The following is a 17,296-nucleotide window of genomic DNA, read 5'->3' as shown; positions in this document are numbered from 1 at the left end:
CGCGGGGCCGTCGTCACCCGCTCGGGTGTTCTCACCCGTGCGGGTGAGACCTCCTCAACGGTGCTGCGGTGCCGTCCGATGCCTCCACGGGGCGCCCGTCCGGGCGTCCCGCGGACGTCGGGAAGAGGCAGGTCGTGGGCAGCGGGACGCGGATGGGCACGGTGCGGGACGGTGGTACCGGTTCCCCGTGCGTGAGGGGCGGGCGCGGCAACGGCCGGACAGCGCTGCGCGCGGCGGTCGCGCTGCTCGTCGCCGCCGTGGCGATCGGCCTGACCCCGTCGTCGGCCGGCGCCGCGCCGCGGTCGCCCAGCGCCGTCGAGCTGAGCGCGGCGGAGCGGGCGAAGGCCGATGCCGCCACCCGGGTCGGGGAGATCGGCGCCCAGCTGGCGCAGGCGCGGGCCGAGGTCGAGGCCGCCCACCAGGGGGCGCTGATCGCGCTGCAGGACTACGAGGACAAGCAGGCGGCGTACGACGCGGCCAGGAACGCCGCCGACGCCGCGGCCGCCGCGGCGGCCCGGGCAGCCGCCGACCTGCAGCAGGGACGCGACGACGTCGCCTCCTTCGCGCGGGCCAGCTACATGCAGGGCTCCACCTCTCCGGGCATCACCGCGCTGCTCAGCTCGAGCGGTCCGGCCGAGCTCATCGAGCGTTCGGCGCTGCTGGAAGCCGCGGGCGCCAACCGCACGGAGGTCGTCGCCGAGCTGACGGTCCTGGAGGTGCAGGCGGCGGGCGCCCGCGAGGTCGCCGACGAGACCGCGGCGCAGGCCGCCGCAGTCCAGCAGCAGGCGGCCGGCCTGCTGGCGAGCGCGCAGTCCCAGGAGGTGTCGGCCCGCCGCCAGGCCGACGCGCTGGACGCCCAGGAGGACCAGCTCCAGGTCGAGCTCCAGCAGGCGCAGCAGATCCTCTACGGCCTGGAGGGGGCTCGAGCCGCAGCGCAGGCCGCCTCCGCGAGGGAGGCCACCGCGCAGGACTCCGCCGCTCGCGCCCCCGCGCCGGCGCCGCGGGCCACCCACGCCCCGCCGGTGGCCACCCCCACGCCGCCGGTGGCCACCCCTGCGCCGTCCGGCCCGTCGCCCGTTCGCTCCCCGGGCGGCTCGGCCGGTGCCCCGTCGGCGTCGGCGGCCGCGGTGGCCATCGCCGCGGCGCGCTCCCAGCTCGGTGTGCCCTACTCGTGGGGTGGCGGCGGGAGCAACGGCCCGAGCAACGGGATCGCGCCGGACACCGCGATCTTCGGCTTCGACTGCTCCGGCCTCACCCAGTACGCCTACGCCCGGGCCGGCATCGCCATCGGCGGGACCAGCCGGGACCAGTGGTGGCTCAACCGCACCAAGCAGGTGGCGCTCGCCGATCTGCAGCCCGGTGACCTGCTCTTCTGGGGCGGGGACCGGAGCGACTACATGTCGATCACCCACGTGGCGATCTACATCGGCGGCGGGCAGGTGATCGAGGCGCCGGACCGCGGGAAGCACGTGACCATCGCGGCAGCACGCACCTCGAGCAGCACGTACTTCGGCGCGGTGCGACCGAGCGCCTGAGCCGCCGCCGGCGGGGACCGGGCACGAGGCCGAGAAAGGCGTCGGGCAGCCACGGGGGGAGCTGCCCGACGCACGGTCAGGCTAGCAGTCCGCGCGGTCGCCGGGCAGGGAGTTGCGCGCCCCGCCTGCGGCGGTGCGACAGCGGCCCGTGGGCGGCTGTCGGCGTTCCGGCGGCCCGCCCCGCCGGTGTAGGACACTGGGCGGGGGCCGGGACGACACCGCGCCCCGTCGACGGCCTGCCCGAGTCGGGTGGTCGCGGCCCGGCCGACCAGGGAGCCACGTGTCCAGCGCTGCCAGCACACCGACCGAGAGCCTGCCCACCTCCCCGCAGGCGCCGGTGCCGCCGTCGGTCGACGCCGCCCGCCTGGAGCGGGTGCTGTTCGAGATCAAGCGCGTCATCGTCGGGCAGGACCGGCTGGTGGAGCGGATGCTGGTCGCGCTGCTGGCGCGGGGGCACGTGCTGCTCGAGGGCGTGCCCGGCGTCGCCAAGACCCTCGCCGTCGAGACGCTGGCGACCGTCGTGGGCGGCACCTTCTCCCGCCTGCAGTTCACCCCCGACCTGGTGCCGGCCGACATCATCGGCACGCGCATCTACAAGGCCGGCCAGGACACGTTCGACACCGAGCTCGGCCCGGTGTTCGCCAACTTCCTGCTCACCGACGAGATCAACCGGGCGCCGGCGAAGGTGCAGTCGGCGCTGCTGGAGGTCATGGCCGAGCGGCAGGTCTCCATCGGCGGTGTCACCCACCCGCTGCCCGACCCCTTCCTGGTGCTGGCGACCCAGAACCCGATCGAGTCCGAGGGCGTCTACCCGCTGCCCGAGGCGCAGCGCGACCGGTTCCTCATGAAGGTGCTGGTGGACTACCCCAGCACCGAGGAGGAGCGCGAGATCATCTACCGGATGGGCTCCCGGCCCCCGGTGCCGGAGACGGTGCTCGGCCCCGACGAGCTGCGCCGGCTGCAGCGCACGGCCTCCGAGGTGTTCGTGCACCACGCCCTCGTCGACTACGTCGTCCGCCTGGTGGTGGCGACCCGGGCGCCGCGGGAGCACGGCATGGACGACGTCGCCACGTGGGTGTCCTACGGCGCGAGCCCGCGCGCCTCGCTCGGGCTCATCGCGGCCAGCCGGGCCCTGGCGCTGGTGCGCGGCCGGGACTACGTGCTCCCGCAGGACGTCCTCGACGTCACCGCCGACGTCCTCCGCCACCGCCTGGTGCTGTCCTACGACGCGCTGGCCGACGGCGTGCCGGCCGACCACATCGTCAAGCGGATCGTGCAGACGGTCCCGCTGCCGCAGGTGGCGCCCCGGCAGGGCGCCTCGGGTGGCGGACCGGGTGCGCCGGGCGGGCCGTCGGTGCCGCCGGGCCCGGGCGGGCCGTTCTTCGGGCCACCGCAGGGCATGCCGCAGGGGGCGCCGTGGGGTCAGCACGGCCCGCAGGCGCCGGGCGGGCCGCAGTACGGCCCGGGGCCCCAGGGGCCCGGGCAGCAGCCGCACGGTGATCACGGCGGTGCGGCCGCGTCGCAGCACGGCGGCAACGGCGCCACGCCCGGGTCGCAGCGGACGTGATCGGCCGCCGTCGCCGGGAGGAGCCGTCGTCGGTCGCGCCCGAGCACCCGGGGCTGCTGCTGCACCCGGCGGCGCCCGGCTCGGGAAGCGGGGACGACGGGGCGCCGCCGCGCTTCACCGACGGGCCGGCCGACGTGCTGCTGCGCCGGCTGGAGCTCACCGTGCGCCGCCGGCTCGACGGCCTGCTGCAGGGCGACCACCTGGGGCTGGTCCCCGGTTCGGGCAGCGAGGCCGGTGACTCCCGGACCTACCACCCCGGCGACGACGTGCGCCGCATGGACTGGCCGGTGACCGCCCGCACCCAGGTGGCGCACGTCCGGGAGACGATCGCCGACCGCGAGCTGGAGACCTGGGCGGTGGTCGACCTCTCGGCCAGCCTGGACTTCGGCACCGCGAACTGCCAGAAGCGCGACCTCGCGATCGCCGGGCTGGCCGCGGTCGGGCACCTCACGGTGCACGGCGGCAACCGGCTGGGCGCGGTCGTCACCACGGGGGAGCGGGTGGACCGGTACCCGGCGATGCCGGGCCGGCTGGCTGCCGAGCGGCTGCTCCGCTCGGTGGTGGCCACGCCGCGGGCGGGCAGCGGCCGCCGCGGCGACCTGGCCGTGGCGCTGGAGACGCTGCGCCGCCCGCCGCGCCGGCGGGGCCTGGTCGTGGTGATCTCCGACTTCCTGGGCGACAGCGACTGGGAGCGCCCGCTGCGGGCGCTGGGCACCCGGCACGACCTGCTGGCCGTGGAGGTCCTCGACCCGCGCGAGCTGGAGCTGCCCGACGTGGGGCTGCTCACCGTCGTGGACCCCGAGACCGGTCAGACCCTCGAGGTGCCGACCGGCGACGCCGAGTTCCGCGCCCGGTACGCCGAGGGCGCCGCCGCCCAACGGGCCGGCGTGGCCGCGGCGCTGCGCCGGGCCGGGGCCGGCCACCTGCAACTGCGGACCGACCGTGACTGGCTCATGGACGTCGTCCGCTTCGTCGCCGACCGCCGGCGTGCCGGCAGCGGAGGGGCCTCCCGATGACCTTCCAGTCACCGTGGTGGCTGCTGGCCCTGCTCGTGGTCGCCGCGCTGGTGGCGGTCTACGTGGTGCTGCAGCTGCGGCGCAAGGCGTACGCGGCCCGTTTCACCAACGTCTCGCTGCTGAGTTCGCTGGTCCCGAAGCGGCCCGGCTGGAAGCGGCACCTGGCGTTCGGGCTGGTCGCCCTGGGCCTGGCGACCCTCGTCGTCTCCCTCGCGGTGCCGAGCACCGAGGTGCAGGTGCCACGGGAGCGGGCGACCGTGATCATGGCCGTCGACGTCTCCCTGTCCATGGAGGCGGAGGACGTCGAGCCGACGCGGTTCCGGGCGATGCAGCGGGCCGCCACCGAGTTCGTCGACGTGCTGCCCGAGCGGATCAACCTGGGTCTGGTGACCTTCGCCGGCACCGCGACGACGGTGGTGCCGCCCACCACCGATCGGGGGCAGGTGGCCATCGCCATCGAGAACCTGGAGCTCGCCGAGGCCACGGCCATCGGCGAGGCGATCTTCACCTCGCTGGCGGCGATCCAGAACTTCCAGGCGTCCCTGGAGACCAGCGGCGAGGAACCCCCACCGGCGCGCATCGTGCTGCTGTCCGACGGCACCACCACCGTCGGCCGCGACGACTCGCAGGCCATCGAGGCGGCCCGCGCCGCGGGGGTGCCCGTCTCCACGATCGCCTTCGGCACCGACTACGGCACCCTCGACATCGACGGCGAGCGGGTGCCGGTGCCGGTGGACCGGGCGGCGCTGGAGCGGATCGCCGACGAGACGGGCGGCAGCTTCAGCGAGGCCGCCAGCGTCGAGGAGCTGGAGGAGGTCTACAGCGACCTGGGCAGCCAGATCGGCTACACCACCGAGCCCAAGGACATCAGCCCCTGGTTCGTGCGGGCCGGCGTGCTGGTCGTGCTGCTCGGCGCCGTCCTCAGCCTGTTCTGGACCAACCGCCTGGTGTGAGCGGAGGCCCCGTCCCGACGCGTTGCCCGCGCGGGGACGGGGCGCTCCCTCAGACCGAGAAGCCCCGCTGGCGGCGGACCAGCTTCTTCAGCATGAACAGCGTCTGCAGGACCGTCACCAGGTAGAGGACGGGCCAGCCGATCGAGAGGATCGCCGACTGGACGGCGATGGTCTGCTGGCTCCAGGCGAAGATCAGGACGGCGAACGTGGCCGCCGCGCACAGCGCCGGCATCACGTAAGCGGATCCGCGGCCGCGCTCGGCGGCGGCCTGGGCGGCCCAGTTGTCCTTCTCCACGCGGGCGAAGAACTGCACCCACGCGCTCATGAAGTGGCCCATGCGGATCCACATGTACAGCTCGGCGGGGGCGAACAGCAGCGCGTAGAAGATGTCCGAGGCGCTCTTGTCGTGCATGGAAGCGGCGATCCGCAGGTTCAGCAAGGTTGCGACGATCGGCGGGATCAGCCACACCGGGTTGAACACGAACGCGTCGATCGACAGCGCCGCCGCGAGCAGCAGCAGGAACGACATGCGGGTGCCGATGTTGAACACCATCGAGACGTTCTCGTACCAGCGCAGCCGCAGGTTCGGGTGCAGCGGCTGCCCCTTGGTGTCGCCCCGCTGACCGGGCCACAGCAGGTCGATGCCACCGAAGTTCCACTTCACCTGCTGGCCGTGCAGCGCCCGCAGCGTGGTCATCGGCCCGACGAACGCCCGGGCGTGCGCGCTGATCTTGGTGCTGAAGCCGGCGTCCTTGATCTGCAGCGACAGCTTGGAGTCCTCGACCTCCGAGTCGCGCACCCAGGGTGCGGCCTGGTGGTTGCGGTACATGACCGTCTCGAGGGCGCGGACGCTGAAGAGGCTGCACTGCCCGCCGAGGACGGCCATGTTCCGGCCGCGGACCAGGTTGTCCATGTTGAAGCCGGCGAACTGGGCGCGCTGGCCGGCGACCAGGAAGCGCGCCATCGCGCCCTTCACCCGGGACTTGTCGAAGGTGTAGATCGCCGACAGCCCACCGATGCGCGGGTCGGTGACCATCTCCTTCTCCAGCCACTCCACGCACCGGCGGTCCAGCGTGGTGTCGCCGTCGACGCCGAGGATGTAGTCGTGGCCGCGGCTGACGTAGTAGCCGTAGTTGAGGGCGCCGACCTTCTTGTCGGGGTTCTCGCCGATGTCGTGCACGTGCACGACGGTGTGGAAGGCCTCGCCCTTCACCACCCTCAGGTGCTCGCCGGCGTACTCCCGGGCGATCTCGGGGGTGTCGTCGTCGGTGTTGTTGATGATGACGTGGATGGCGTCCGGCGGCCGGGTCTGCGACAGCAGCGAGGTGAGGACGTCGGAGATCGTCGCCTCTTCGTTGTAGGCCGGGATGATGCAGCTGATGGTGGCGTGCCGGCGCTCGTGGTGGGCCTGGCCGCCGCCGAACTCGTCGGGCACGAGCGAGCTGACGTCGACGATCTCCTGACCGCTGCGGGCCAGCAGGTGGACGCGGTCGGTGGCACGGCGCATGCCGTGCAGGACCACCTCGGTCACAGCGAGTCCTCCTCGAGTAGCGGGAGCTCGAGCTGGTCGAGCACGGTCTGGCGGAAGTAACGCCCGGAGTCGGGCGTGGTCTCGACCAGCAGGTCGAACTGGACGGAGAGGGTCACGGTCGTCGCCGTGGCCGAGACGTCGGGCAGCGTGAAGGCGGTGGCGTAGGTGAACGGCGGTGTCAGGGCGAACTCGCCGCGGTCCTCGGCGGCCACGGTGCGCTGGATGCCGTCGTCGGTGGTCGCCGCGAAGCGGGTGACCAGCACGGTCACCGTGGTGCTGCCGCCCTCGACGTGCGCGGCCAGCTGCACGGTCTTCGCATCCGAGGCGGTCCAGGACGCCGCGTCCTGCTCGGTCCAGTAGTCGATGACGACTGTCCGGTCGCCGGCGGCGACGGTGTGCGTCACCGAGCCGGTGTCCAGGTCGCCGGCGGGGCGCACGGGCTCCTGCGGCTCGGCGGCCTCGGTGCCGTCGTCCACCGCGGGCGTCGCCACCGCGGCGGCGTCCCCTCCGGAGAGGCCCGGGCTCATCGAGACGTCGGGGAAGGTGCACCCCGTCGTCCCGGCCAGCAGCGCGATGGTCACGCCGGTCGCGGCGGCGCCGGACCGGAGCGTGCGTCGTCCCATGGTTTCCCCCCGTGGTCAGTCGGATGACCGCGCGGAGGGTCGATCGGTGGCGCTCGTCCCCCCGGCTGCGTCCGTCACGGACAGTAGGGAGCGAAACCGGGAGGAGAGCCGCTCGTGCCCGAAAGGACGAACGGCGTCCGCCCTCCGGGTGATGCTGGGTCACCCTCCCGGTGGAAACGCCGGGAGGGTGACCGGCCAGTTCAGCGGGAGGGGTCGAGGACGAGCTTGCCGGTGGTGCGGCGGGCGAGCAGGTCCTGGTGCGCCTCGCGGACGGCGGACAGCGGGTAGCGCCCGCCGACGACCGGCTTCAGCGAACCGTCGGCCGTCATGGCCAGCAGGTCGTTCATCGCGGCGTCGAGCATCTGCGGGCGCGCCATGCAGTGGGCCAGCCAGAAGCCGATGACCGCGCGGCTCTTCTGCATCAGCGCGCCGGGGGGCACCACGGGCGTCTCCTGCCGGGCGGCCATGCCGTAGGTGACCAGCCGGCCGAACGGCGCCAGGGCCGACAGCGAGCCGGTGAACACGTTGCCGCCGGTCATCTCGAGCACGATGTCGACCGGCCTGCCGCCGTTGGCCTCGCGCAGCGCGCCGGTGAACTGCTTGGGGTCGTCGTCGGCGAGGGCCGGGTCGACGGTGGCGTGCGCGCCGAGCTCCTCGGCGAGCTGCCGCTTCTCCGCGCTGGAGGCGGTAGCGATCACCCGGCCGGCGCCCCACCGGCGGGCGAGCTGGACGGCGAGCGAGCCGACGCCGCCGGCGCCGGCGATGACGACGACGGACTCGCCCTCGGCCAGGTGCGCGCTGGTGCGCAGCAGGTGCCAGGCGGTCGTCCCCTGGAGGACCAGCGAGAGGGCCTGCTCGTCGCTGACGGCGTCGGGCACGGGCCAGGTGAGGACGTCGTTCGCCACGGCCTTCTCGGCGTAACCGCCGCCGTCGAGCAGCCCGACCACCCGCTGCCCGCCCCCGACCGGGGTGCCGACGAACTCCGCGCCCGGCACCAACGGCAGCTGCTGGGCGGCCAGGTAGGAGTTCTCGATCTGGTGGGTGTCGGCGTAGTTCACGCCGGCGGCGGAGACGTCGTAGAGCTTCTGCCCGGGACCGGCCTCCGGCTCGGGGACGTCGACGACGTTCAGGACCTCGGGGCCACCGAATTCGGTGATCTGCACAGCGCGCATGGTCGGAGGCTAGAGCAGCCACCACTCGGGAGAACGCGGCGACCGGGTCGGCCTTCTGCGCCCGATCCGGGGCAGGCCGTGCAGCGGGATGCCGGGGGAGGAGGCCGACGGCCCCCTGCCCCCGGCGTGGCGATCAGGCCTCGTAGGGCGGGAGGACGTCGAGGACCCAGGTCACGCCGAAGCGGTCGGTGACCATCCCGTACAGCGGTGCGTAGCCGACGGGGGCGAGCTCCGCGCGGACGGTCCCACCCTCGGTGAGCGCCTTCCAGTACCCGGTGATCTCCTCGGTGTCGGTGCCGCGCACCGAGACGTAGACGGCGTCGGTGCCGGGGTCGTACGCCCGCGCGGGCGGCACGTCGAAGGCCATGATCGCGAAGCCGTTGGGGGCCTGGACGCCGCCCCACTTGACCTGCTCGGCCACCGCGCCGTCGGCGCCGTCCCGCTCGTCGCCGCCCTGGGCGAAGGTGAAGGCCATGACCTCACCGCCGAACACCGACGCGTAGAAGTCCAGTGCCTCGCGGGCCTGGCCGCGGAAGTTGAGGTGCGTGGTCGTGGTGATGCTCATGTCGGCTCCTCGGTGTCCCGCCACCCCCCTGGTGGCGACGAGAGGAGCGTGGCAGCGGTAGCGGACAGGTTCAGTCCTCTACTGTGGCCAACGTGACGGGCATGCCCGAGAGGAACGGCACCTCGTCCAGGTTGCTGACCCTGCTGTCACTGCTGCAGGCCCGCCGCGACTGGCCCGGCGCCACCCTGGCCGAGCGGCTCGGGGTCCACCCCCGCACCGTGCGCCGCGACATCGACCGGCTGCGCGAACTCGGTTATCCCGTGCAGGCGTTCAAGGGCCCGGACGGTGGCTACCGCCTCGACGCCGGCACCGACCTGCCGCCGCTGCTGTTCGACGACGACCAGGCCGTGGCCCTCGCCGTCGCCCTGCAACTGGCCATCACCAGTGGCGCGGGTGTCAGCGAGGCCGCCGCCCGTGCGCTGACCACCGTCCGCCAGGTGATGCCGGCGCGGTTGCGGCACCGGATCGACGCCGTCCAGGTCACCCCTGTCGCCCGCGGCGCGACCGCCGAGGTGGACCCGGCAGTGCTGGTGGCGCTGACGGCAGCGATCCGCGCCCGCGAGATCGTGCGGTTCGACTACGCCGCTGCGCGTGGGAGTGCGGGCGGGGTAAGCGAGGAGGTCGTCCCGCCCCGGAGAGCCGAACCGCACCACCTGGTCACCCGGAACGGCCGCTGGTATCTCGTCGCCTTCGACCTCGACCGAGCCGACTGGCGGACCTACCGCTGCGACCGGATCACCCCCCGCACCCCGACCGGCCCACGCTTCACCCCACGTGTGCTGCCTGGGGGCGACCTCGCCGCCTTCGTGAACGGGACCTTCCAGGGCAGCGCCGGCGGTGTGGACACCTGGCCGTGCACCGGCACCGTCGAACTGGGTCTCCCTGCCGCCCGGGTGGCACCGTTCGCCCACGACGGCCTCGTCGAGTCACTGGGCCCCGACCGCTGCCGGCTCACGCTCGGTGCCTGGTCCTGGGTCGGCATCGCCGCTGCCGTCGCCCGCTACGACACCGACGTCCTCGCTGTCAGCCCGCCGGCCCTCGCCGAGGCCTTCCGCACGCTGTCCGCCCGGTTCGCCAGGGTCGCCCCGGCCGGCACCAAGCCGGACGAACCGGACCTGTCCTGACCGTCGACTCGGCTGGGGGACGTCGTCGACGAAGAGGACCTCGGGACCGCCGAAGCGGGTGATCTGCACGCCTCGCATGCAGGTGAGGCCAGGGCGTGCGCTGATCGCCGACGCGAACCCGTGTCGAGGGCGAGGCGAGACACCCGGAGCGCCTCCCACCCGCACGGTGCGCAGGGTCAGGCGTGGGAGCTCCGGACCGGTGTGCGTCGATGCCCTGCCGCCTGTGCGGATGGTCACGAGCCGTCCCGTCGTCGCCGGCCGCGTTCCCCCGTCACCACTCCGTAGCCTGGGCGTCGTGCCCCCCACGAGCCGGGACCGCAGGTGGCGGATCGCCCGCCTGCCGGACCAGGCGCGGAAGGCGATCGCCGGCTCCGGCCCGCCGACGGCGCCCTTCGCACTGCGCGCCCAGCCCAGCCGGGTCGACGCGGGCACCGCGCGCTCGGCGCTCGGTCTGGCCCTCCGCATCGGCGAGTCGATGATGGCGGTCGGGGCGTCGGCGGCTGACGTGACCGCCACGGTGCTCCGTGTGGCGGCGGCCTACGGACTGACCGATTGCCAGGTCGACGTCACCTTCACGTCGCTCACGATCAGCTACGACCCGGACGACGTGCCCCCGCTCGTGCTGATGCGCATCGTGCGCCCCCGTGGACTGGACTACACCCGGCTGCAGGGGATCACCGACCTGGTGTCAGCGATCCAGGCGGAGGGTCTGGACCTGAAGGACGCGCACCGTCGGTTGGACGACGTCCTGTCTGCGCCGCACCCCTACCGTCGGCCCATCCACGCACTCGGCTGGTCGGGGGTGGCGGGCTGCGTCGCCTTCCAGCTCGGCGGTGGCTGGCTCGTGGCGCTCGTCGCGGCGGTCACCACGGCCGTCATCGAGCAGACGCTCCGCGCACTCGATCGGCGTGGGCTCCCGATGTTCTTCCAGCAGGTGGCCGGAGCTGCGGTGGCCACCGGGGCGGCCGTCCTCCTCCTCGCGTGGGAGGTCGAGGTCCGCACCTCGTTGGTCGTCGCCGCCGGGATCGTGGTGCTCCTGGCAGGCCTCTCGTTCGTGGGCGCGGCCGAGGACGCGATCAGCGGCTTCCCGGTCACCGCCGCGGCGCGGGCCTTCGAGGTGCTGATGCTGACGACCGGCATCGTCGTCGGTATCGCCGCAGTCCTCGATCTGGCGCGGCGGGCGGAGTTCCCGCTGCGCGTGCTCGAACCGTCGACGTCCACCGTGCCGTTCGCCGTGGCGGTGGCCGCCGCAGCCGGGATGGCCGGGTTCTGGGCGGTGGCGTCGCACGCCCGCCCGCTCGCCGTCGGAGTGGCCACGGTGGCCGGCGCGCTGACGTGGACCACGGCGTCCACGGCTGCCGTGTTCGGTGCCGGCCCAGCAGTGGCGAGTGCTGCGGCGGCCGTGGTCGTCGGCTTCTGCGGTGGGGCGTTGACCGATCGGCTGCGGATCCCGCCCCTGCTCCTCGCGGTCTGCGGCATCGTCCCGTTGCTGCCCGGGCTCGCGATCTACCGGGGCCTCTTCGCGGTCGTCGTGGAGGCCGACGTCTCGGGCGGGATGAACGCGCTCGTGGGGGCCGCGGCGATCGGGTTGGCCCTCGCCGCCGGCGTCGTGCTCGGCAGGTTCTTCGGCCGGCCGCTGGGCGGCAGCCAGGACCGCTTCGACCGACGGGTCCGGCGCCGGGGGACCAGCGGGTCCTGAGGTCGGACGCGCGGCTCGCCCAGGCCGAGGCCATCGCCTCCTCAGGCGGCCACCCAGCGGACCGGGAGCCGCTTGACCCCGCGCTGGAAGCTGGACCGCAGCAGCGCGGGCGGTCCGGCCGGCTCCAGCACCGCGGTGCGGCGCAGCAGCTCACCGAAGAGCGCCCGCATCTGCGCCCGCGCCAGCTGCCCGCCGAGGCAGAAGTGCGGCCCGTGCCCGAAGGAAAGGTGCGGGTTGGGCGCGCGGCGGACGTCGAACCGGTCGGGATCCGGGAAGACCGCCTCGTCCCGGTTCGCCGAGGTGAACGAGACCACGACCTTGTCCCCGGCTCGGATGCGGGTGCCGGCGAGCTCGACGTCCCGCGTGGCGGTGCGGCGGAAGACCATCACCGGCGTCCACCAGCGCAGCATCTCGTCGACCGCGCCGGGGAGCAGCGAGGGGTCCGCCCGGACGGCGGCCAGCTGGTCCGGGTGCTGCAGCAGCGCGATCAGGCCCCCCGGCAGACCGTTGCGCAGGGTTTCGTTGCCGGCGACCGCGAACAGCCAGAACATGTTCTCGAACTCCGCGTCGGTCAGCCGGCCGCCGTCCTCCTCGACCTGCGCCAGCAGGATCGACATGACGTCGGCACCGGGCGTCTCCCGCTTCTGCTCGGCGAGCAGGCGCGCGTACGCGTACAGGTCGGGCATGCCCGCCCGGGTCCGCGGATCGGGCATGGTCCCGTCCTCGGCCGGCGCCGGGCGCAGGGCCAGCGCCTCGCGGGCCATGGCGGTGCCCCCGCTGCCGTCGAAGGCCGCCGACGTGGCGTAGTCGGCGTCCTGCCAGCCGATGACCCGGTTGGACCAGTCGAACATCAACCAGCGGTCCTCGGCCGGTACACCCAGCACCTCGGCGAGGACGAGCAACGGCAGATCGGCCGCGACGTCCTTGGCGAAGTCGCAGGTGCCCTCGCCGGCGCCGGAGATCATGTCGTCGACCAGCCGCGCCGCCGTCGCCTCGATCGCGTCGGTCAGCGCCGCCACGGCCCGTGGGGTGAACGAGCGGGTCAGCAGCCGCCGCAGCCGCGTGTGGTCGGGCGGGTCCATGTTGAGCATCATCTGCCGGACCCACTCGAGGTCACGGGCCTCGCTGACCTGCGTGGCGCCGAGCCAGGAGGAGTAGGTCGCCGGGTCGCGCAGCACGCGTTCGACGTCGCCGTGCCGCAGGACCAGCCAGAACCCGGTGCCGGCCGGCTGGCCGTGCAGAGCGGGCTCGTCCACCCAGGCGACGGGCGCCTCGGCCCGCAGCCGACGCAGCAGCTCGAACGGCGGGCCGGTCTCGTAGGTGACCGGGTCGACCAGCGCCACCGTGTCCGCTGACCCGACCGAGGGGACCCACGCGGGGGAGCTCACGGGAGCCCGTCGAGGAACCGCTCGGCGCAGGTGAACAGCGCGACCGGCGTCTCGAACATGGCGTAGTGCCCCGCGTTGGGCAGCACCTCGAGGGCCGCGTTCGGGTACTGCTCGAGGAACGTCTGCTGCATGACGGGCGCGCCCAGGGCCGGGTCGTGCTCGCCGACCACGACCAGCACCGGGACGGGGTTGCCGCGCACCTCGGTGGAGAAGTCGGTGCGCGCCCACGCCTCGAGGTAGCCGCCGAAGGCCGCGACGTCGGACTGGTCGAGCGAGTGCTGCACCATCCGGTCGACCCAGGTGGGGGAGAGCCGGTTGCCGGTGGTCAGGTCGATGATCGCGTACCGGCTGCCGCGATCCTCGGCGGCGCTGCTGAACAGCTGCCAGCCCTGGTCGTCGAACGGCACCCCGGTGGAGGGGACCGGGCTGATGCCGAGGAGGCCCTGCACGCGGTCCGGCGCGTCGGCCAGCACACGCTGCATCGCGGTGCCGCCCATCGAATGCCCCATCACGACGAACTCCGACCAGCCCAGCTCATCGGCCGCGGCCAGGGCGTCGGCGGCGATCTCGGCGAGCGTGAAGGAACCGGTCTGCCCCCTGCGGGCGCCGTAGCCCCGGTAGTCGAGGAGGGCGACGGAGTACCGGTCGCCGTCGAACAGCTCGGCGAACGGCCCCCACCCGGCGGCGGACCCGAACCAGCCGTGCAGAGCGAGGACGTGCCGAGGACCGGTGCCGACGACGACGGGTCGGGGTGCCATGGCCGGCAGTCTGGCGAGCCGCCGGTGAGCAGGCAAGGGACCGCGGCACGCTGAGGCGCCCACATGTCCACCGGGCCTCCGGACGCGCCCGACGTCCGGAGACACCTGGCCGGGAAGCGGCTGCTCCTGGCAGCCCTCCAGCCCTTCGTGGCCGACCTGGCCCTTGTCCGCGCCGGCACACCTCGGTGATCCTCGGCACGGGAGGTCAGGGTGACGGCGAGCAGGCGGAGCGGGACGCCATCTCGCCGGCGGCGCGGCCGGGGACGTGGAGCACCGGGCCCGGTTCGTTGTCTCCGACGCCTTCCGTGACCAGGGCTGGGTCGCCGCCCGGCAGGCGGCGGTGCGGCGCCGGTCGACGACGCAGGGGAGGACGTGTGGACGTCGGATTCATCGGTCTGGGTGTCATGGGTCAGCCGATGGCGCTGAACCTCGCCCGGGCGGGCACGCCGCTGGTCGTCTGGAACCGTTCCCCCGACCGGACGGAGCCGCTGCGTGCTGCCGGTGCCACGGTCGCGGCGGACCCGGCGGAGGTCTTCCGGCGAGCACGGATCGTGATCCTCATGCTGGCGAACGCGGCCGCCGTCGACGACGTCCTCGGCCGCGGTGCGGGGCACTTCGCCACTACTGTCGGTGGACGCGTGGTCGTCGCCATGGGGACGACGTCGCCCGAGTACTCCGCCGCTCTCGGCGCGGACGTCCGCGCGGCGGGCGGGGAGTACGTCGAGGCGCCGGTGTCCGGATCCCGCCTCCCCGCGGAGGCGGGGCAGCTGGTCGGCATGCTGGCGGGCGACGCCGGCGTCGTCGCGGGCGTGCGGCCACTGCTGGAGCCGATGTGCCGCCGCACGTTCGTCTGCGGGGATGTCCCGAACGCGCTGCTCATGAAGCTGGCGGTCAACCTCTTCCTGATCACGCAGGTCACGGGGCTCGCCGAGGCGTTCCACTTCGCCGACGTGCACGGCCTCGACATCCACCAGCTCCGTGAGGTGCTCGACGCCGGGCCCATGGCCAGCGAGGTGTCGAGGGTGAAGGCGGCCAAGCTCGTCGAGAGGGACTTCGCCGTCCAGGCGGCGCTCACCGATGTCCTGATGAACAACGAGCTGGTGGCCGGCGCGGCTCGGCGCATCCGGGCCGCCGTGCCGCTGCTCGACGTCTGCCATGCCCTCTACGGGGAGGCGGAAGGGCTGGGGCACGGGGCGGCGGACATGGCCGCCGTCGTCCACGCCCTCGAGGCGAGGACCGCCGCGATGACACAGCGGACGCAGCAGCAGGCGACGTGACCGGCACCGGCGCGCCGGTCTCCGTCGCCCGTCCTGCGTCGGCGGCCCGGGGCCGGCTGCGGATCAGCGCGTGATCTCGATGCGGCGACGGCGGGTCCGCGCGGACTTCGGCACCCGGATGGTCAGGACGCCGTCCCGCAGCGAGGCCTCGACGTGTTCGTCGTCCACCTCCGCCGGCAGCGACACCGCGTAGTGGAACTTGCCCACCTTGCGCGTGCGCCGGTGCAGGATGCCGGTGCGCTTCTTCTCCCGGATCTCCCCGGAGACGGTCAGGACCCGGTCGTCGAGCTGGACGTCGACGTCGTCACGGGCGAGGCCCGGCACCTCCAGCTCGACGACGTAGGCGTCGTCGGTCTCCTCGAGGTCGGCGGACGGGACCCAGCGGTCCAGGGCGCGGAGAGGGTCGGCGTCCCACACCCTGGCCAGGCGGTCGTGCAGCTCGAACAGCTCCCGGAAGGGATCCCACCGATCCGCAGCCGACTCCCGATTCAGCACTGGCAACGTCATCTGTCGTCCTCCTCTCGGACTGGTCGATCACTACGTACGGGTGCACCTGTAGCGGTCGCTGTAGATTCCGCCGCCTGTCCGGTCGGGATCTCTGCGACGTGCGGCCGCCGGGTGCGTCACCACCCGGTCAGCCGGGCGATCCGCTCGGCCGTCGGCGGGTGCGTCATGAACAGCGCCGACAACGATCGGCCAGGGGAGCCCGACAGCGGGTTGACGACGTACTTGGGCGCCTGGGCCGGCTGCACCTCCATGGGCAGGCGCTGCGCCACCCGCTCGATCTTCGCCAGCGCCGTCGCCAGGGATCGTCCGTCACGGCACAGCCAGGCGCCCGTGCGGTCGGCCTCGTACTCCCGGCTGCGGGACAGGGCCAGCTGGAGCAGGAGCGCGGCGAGCGGAGCGACCAGGAAGGCGACGAGGGCGGCCAGTGGGCCGGGTGCCTCGTCCTCCTCCGAGCTGCCCGCGAACGGCAACCACCCGGCGAGCTGGGCGACGAAGCTGATACCGGTCGCCAGCGCCGCGGCCACCGAGGTGAGCAGTGTGTCCCGGTTCCGGACGTGGGCCAGCTCGTGGGCGAGCACGGCCCGCAGCTCCGCGGGTGTGAGCAGGTCGAGCAGCCCCTGCGTCACGGCGACCGCCGCATGCGCCGGATCGCGTCCGGTGGCGAAGGCGTTCGGCTGCCGATCCGGCGTCACGTACAGGCGGGGCATCGGCAGCCCCGCCTCGGCGGAGAGCTCTCCCACGATCCGGTGCAGCATCGGTGCGCTCGCGGGCCCGACGGGGACCGCGCCCGCGGAACGCAGCGCCACGCGGTCGGAGAACCAGTAGGACCCGGCGACCGTGGCCACGCCGAGGACCAGGCCGATCACCGCGCCGGTCCGGCCGAAGAGCGACCCGAGCAGCACCAACAGCCCGGCCATGCCCGAGAGCAGGACCGCCGTCCTGACCCCGTTCCAGGCCCGCCGCCGCGGTGCGTGGGGCGCGCGATGCCGCGGGGCCCGGGCAGCCGGCGCGAGGCGGTACTCGGCAGGCCGACGTCGACGCAGGTCATCCGGCATCCCGGCCGGGCGCAGCGGCGTCGGCATCATGGTCGTCATCGGTCCTCCTTCAGCGATCCTGTTGGGTCGAGTCCAGCTGCTGGTCGACCCAGCGCTGGATGGTGGTCGCGGGCTGGGCGCCCACCAGCCGTGACCGCTCCTGGCCGTCGGTGAAGAGCGCCAGCGTCGGGATGCCGCGCACCCCGAGACGGGAGCTCGCGCCGGGCGCGGTGTCGGCGTTGACCTTCGTGACCTTGAGCCGCCCCGCCCGGTCCCGCGCGAGCTGCTCCACGACCGGGGTGACGGCGCGGCAGGGCCCGCACCACGGCGCCCAGACGTCCACCAGGACGGGCAGCGGGCTCTCCGTCACGACGGCGTCGAAGTCGGCGTCGCCCGCCTCGACCAGCCAGGGCAGGTCGGCGGGGGGGGGGGGGGGGGGGGGGGGGGGGGGGGGGGGGGGGGGGGGGGGGGGGGGGGGGGGGGGGGGGGGGGGGGGGGGGGGGGGGGGGGGGGGGGGGGGGGGGGGGGGGGGCCGGGCCCGACACCC

At 74.1% G+C, this 17,296-nt stretch carries 16 protein-coding genes; 7 read left to right on the top strand and 9 right to left on the bottom strand.

From position 1 onward, the window contains the following. Positions 1–191: 191 nt before the first annotated feature. The 4 genes from ACI79Q_RS05310 to ACI79Q_RS05295 all read left to right on the top strand — a co-directional run bounded on the left by ACI79Q_RS05310 (position 192) and on the right by ACI79Q_RS05295 (position 5,071). A complete protein-coding gene (locus ACI79Q_RS05310) occupies positions 192–1,535 on the top strand; it encodes an NlpC/P60 family protein (RefSeq protein ID WP_456614327.1) in 1,344 nt (447 codons plus the stop codon). Between the two features lie 280 nt (positions 1,536–1,815). Continuing rightward, positions 1,816–3,102, top strand: coding sequence for an AAA family ATPase (locus ACI79Q_RS05305; RefSeq protein WP_456614326.1), 1,287 nt, complete (start codon positions 1,816–1,818; stop codon positions 3,100–3,102). Beyond that, positions 3,099–4,118 carry a DUF58 domain-containing protein gene (locus ACI79Q_RS05300; protein ID WP_456590365.1) on the top strand — a complete coding sequence of 340 codons (1,020 nt, stop codon included), beginning with the start codon at positions 3,099–3,101 and terminating at the stop codon, positions 4,116–4,118. The genes ACI79Q_RS05305 and ACI79Q_RS05300 overlap by 4 nt, the downstream gene beginning before the upstream one ends. Continuing rightward, positions 4,115–5,071, top strand: a complete 957-nt coding sequence (locus ACI79Q_RS05295) for a VWA domain-containing protein (RefSeq protein WP_456590366.1) — start codon at positions 4,115–4,117, stop codon at positions 5,069–5,071. The genes ACI79Q_RS05300 and ACI79Q_RS05295 overlap by 4 nt, the downstream gene beginning before the upstream one ends. Positions 5,072–5,120: 49 nt before the next feature. On the opposite strand, the gene ACI79Q_RS05290 is transcribed toward ACI79Q_RS05295, so the two are convergent. The 4 genes from ACI79Q_RS05290 to ACI79Q_RS05275 all read right to left on the bottom strand — a co-directional run bounded on the left by ACI79Q_RS05290 (position 5,121) and on the right by ACI79Q_RS05275 (position 8,962). Next, positions 5,121–6,602, bottom strand: coding sequence for a glycosyltransferase family 2 protein (locus tag ACI79Q_RS05290; protein ID WP_456590367.1), 1,482 nt, complete (start codon positions 6,600–6,602; stop codon positions 5,121–5,123). Further along, a complete protein-coding gene (locus ACI79Q_RS05285) occupies positions 6,599–7,225 on the bottom strand; it encodes a hypothetical protein (protein WP_456614325.1) in 627 nt (208 codons plus the stop codon). Before ACI79Q_RS05285 ends, ACI79Q_RS05290 begins: the two co-directional genes overlap by 4 nt. Before the next feature lie 200 nt (positions 7,226–7,425). Beyond that, entirely contained in the window at positions 7,426–8,397 is a 972-nt protein-coding gene (locus tag ACI79Q_RS05280; protein WP_456614324.1) for a quinone oxidoreductase family protein, read from the bottom strand. 133 nt (positions 8,398–8,530) lie between these two features. Further along, positions 8,531–8,962 (bottom strand): VOC family protein, encoded by a 432-nt coding sequence (locus ACI79Q_RS05275; RefSeq protein ID WP_456590370.1) that lies wholly within the window; start codon positions 8,960–8,962, stop codon positions 8,531–8,533. Between the two features lie 101 nt (positions 8,963–9,063). Here ACI79Q_RS05275 and ACI79Q_RS05270 point away from each other — a divergent pair, with 101 nt between their 5' ends. Beyond that, on the top strand, positions 9,064–10,086 hold the full coding sequence (locus ACI79Q_RS05270; protein ID WP_456614323.1) for a helix-turn-helix transcriptional regulator: 1,023 nt from the start codon (positions 9,064–9,066) through the stop codon (positions 10,084–10,086). Positions 10,087–10,381: 295 nt separating this feature from the next. After that, positions 10,382–11,785 carry a threonine/serine ThrE exporter family protein gene (locus tag ACI79Q_RS05265; RefSeq protein ID WP_456590372.1) on the top strand — a complete coding sequence of 468 codons (1,404 nt, stop codon included), beginning with the start codon at positions 10,382–10,384 and terminating at the stop codon, positions 11,783–11,785. A gap of 41 nt (positions 11,786–11,826) precedes the next feature. Here ACI79Q_RS05265 and ACI79Q_RS05260 read toward each other — a convergent pair whose 3' ends face one another. After that, positions 11,827–13,173: a cytochrome P450 gene (locus ACI79Q_RS05260; protein WP_456614322.1), complete on the bottom strand. Its 1,347-nt coding sequence runs from the start codon at positions 13,171–13,173 to the stop codon at positions 11,827–11,829. After that, on the bottom strand, positions 13,170–13,931 hold the full coding sequence (locus tag ACI79Q_RS05255; RefSeq protein ID WP_456590374.1) for an alpha/beta fold hydrolase: 762 nt from the start codon (positions 13,929–13,931) through the stop codon (positions 13,170–13,172). The genes ACI79Q_RS05260 and ACI79Q_RS05255 overlap by 4 nt, the downstream gene beginning before the upstream one ends. A 374-nt stretch (positions 13,932–14,305) precedes the next feature. Here ACI79Q_RS05255 and ACI79Q_RS05250 point away from each other — a divergent pair, with 374 nt between their 5' ends. Further along, the gene (locus ACI79Q_RS05250; RefSeq protein WP_456598777.1) at positions 14,306–15,208 is read left to right on the top strand and encodes an NAD(P)-dependent oxidoreductase; all 903 of its coding nucleotides are present in this window, start codon (positions 14,306–14,308) and stop codon (positions 15,206–15,208) included. Positions 15,209–15,271: 63 nt separating this feature from the next. Here ACI79Q_RS05250 and ACI79Q_RS05245 read toward each other — a convergent pair whose 3' ends face one another. The 3 genes from ACI79Q_RS05245 to trxA all read right to left on the bottom strand — a co-directional run bounded on the left by ACI79Q_RS05245 (position 15,272) and on the right by trxA (position 17,155). Beyond that, complete coding sequence (locus tag ACI79Q_RS05245) at positions 15,272–15,715, bottom strand: Hsp20/alpha crystallin family protein (RefSeq protein ID WP_456598776.1); 444 nt, start codon at positions 15,713–15,715, stop codon at positions 15,272–15,274. Between the two features lie 116 nt (positions 15,716–15,831). Beyond that, positions 15,832–16,809: a M48 family metalloprotease gene (locus ACI79Q_RS05240; protein WP_456590377.1), complete on the bottom strand. Its 978-nt coding sequence runs from the start codon at positions 16,807–16,809 to the stop codon at positions 15,832–15,834. A gap of 10 nt (positions 16,810–16,819) precedes the next feature. Next, positions 16,820–17,155 (bottom strand): thioredoxin, encoded by a 336-nt coding sequence (gene trxA, locus ACI79Q_RS05235; RefSeq protein WP_456598882.1) that lies wholly within the window; start codon positions 17,153–17,155, stop codon positions 16,820–16,822. Between the last annotated feature and the right edge of the window lie 141 nt (positions 17,156–17,296).

It is taken from the genome of Blastococcus sp. SYSU DS0828, from assembly GCF_054050975.1.
This window is presented reverse-complemented; position numbering and strand designations above follow the sequence as displayed.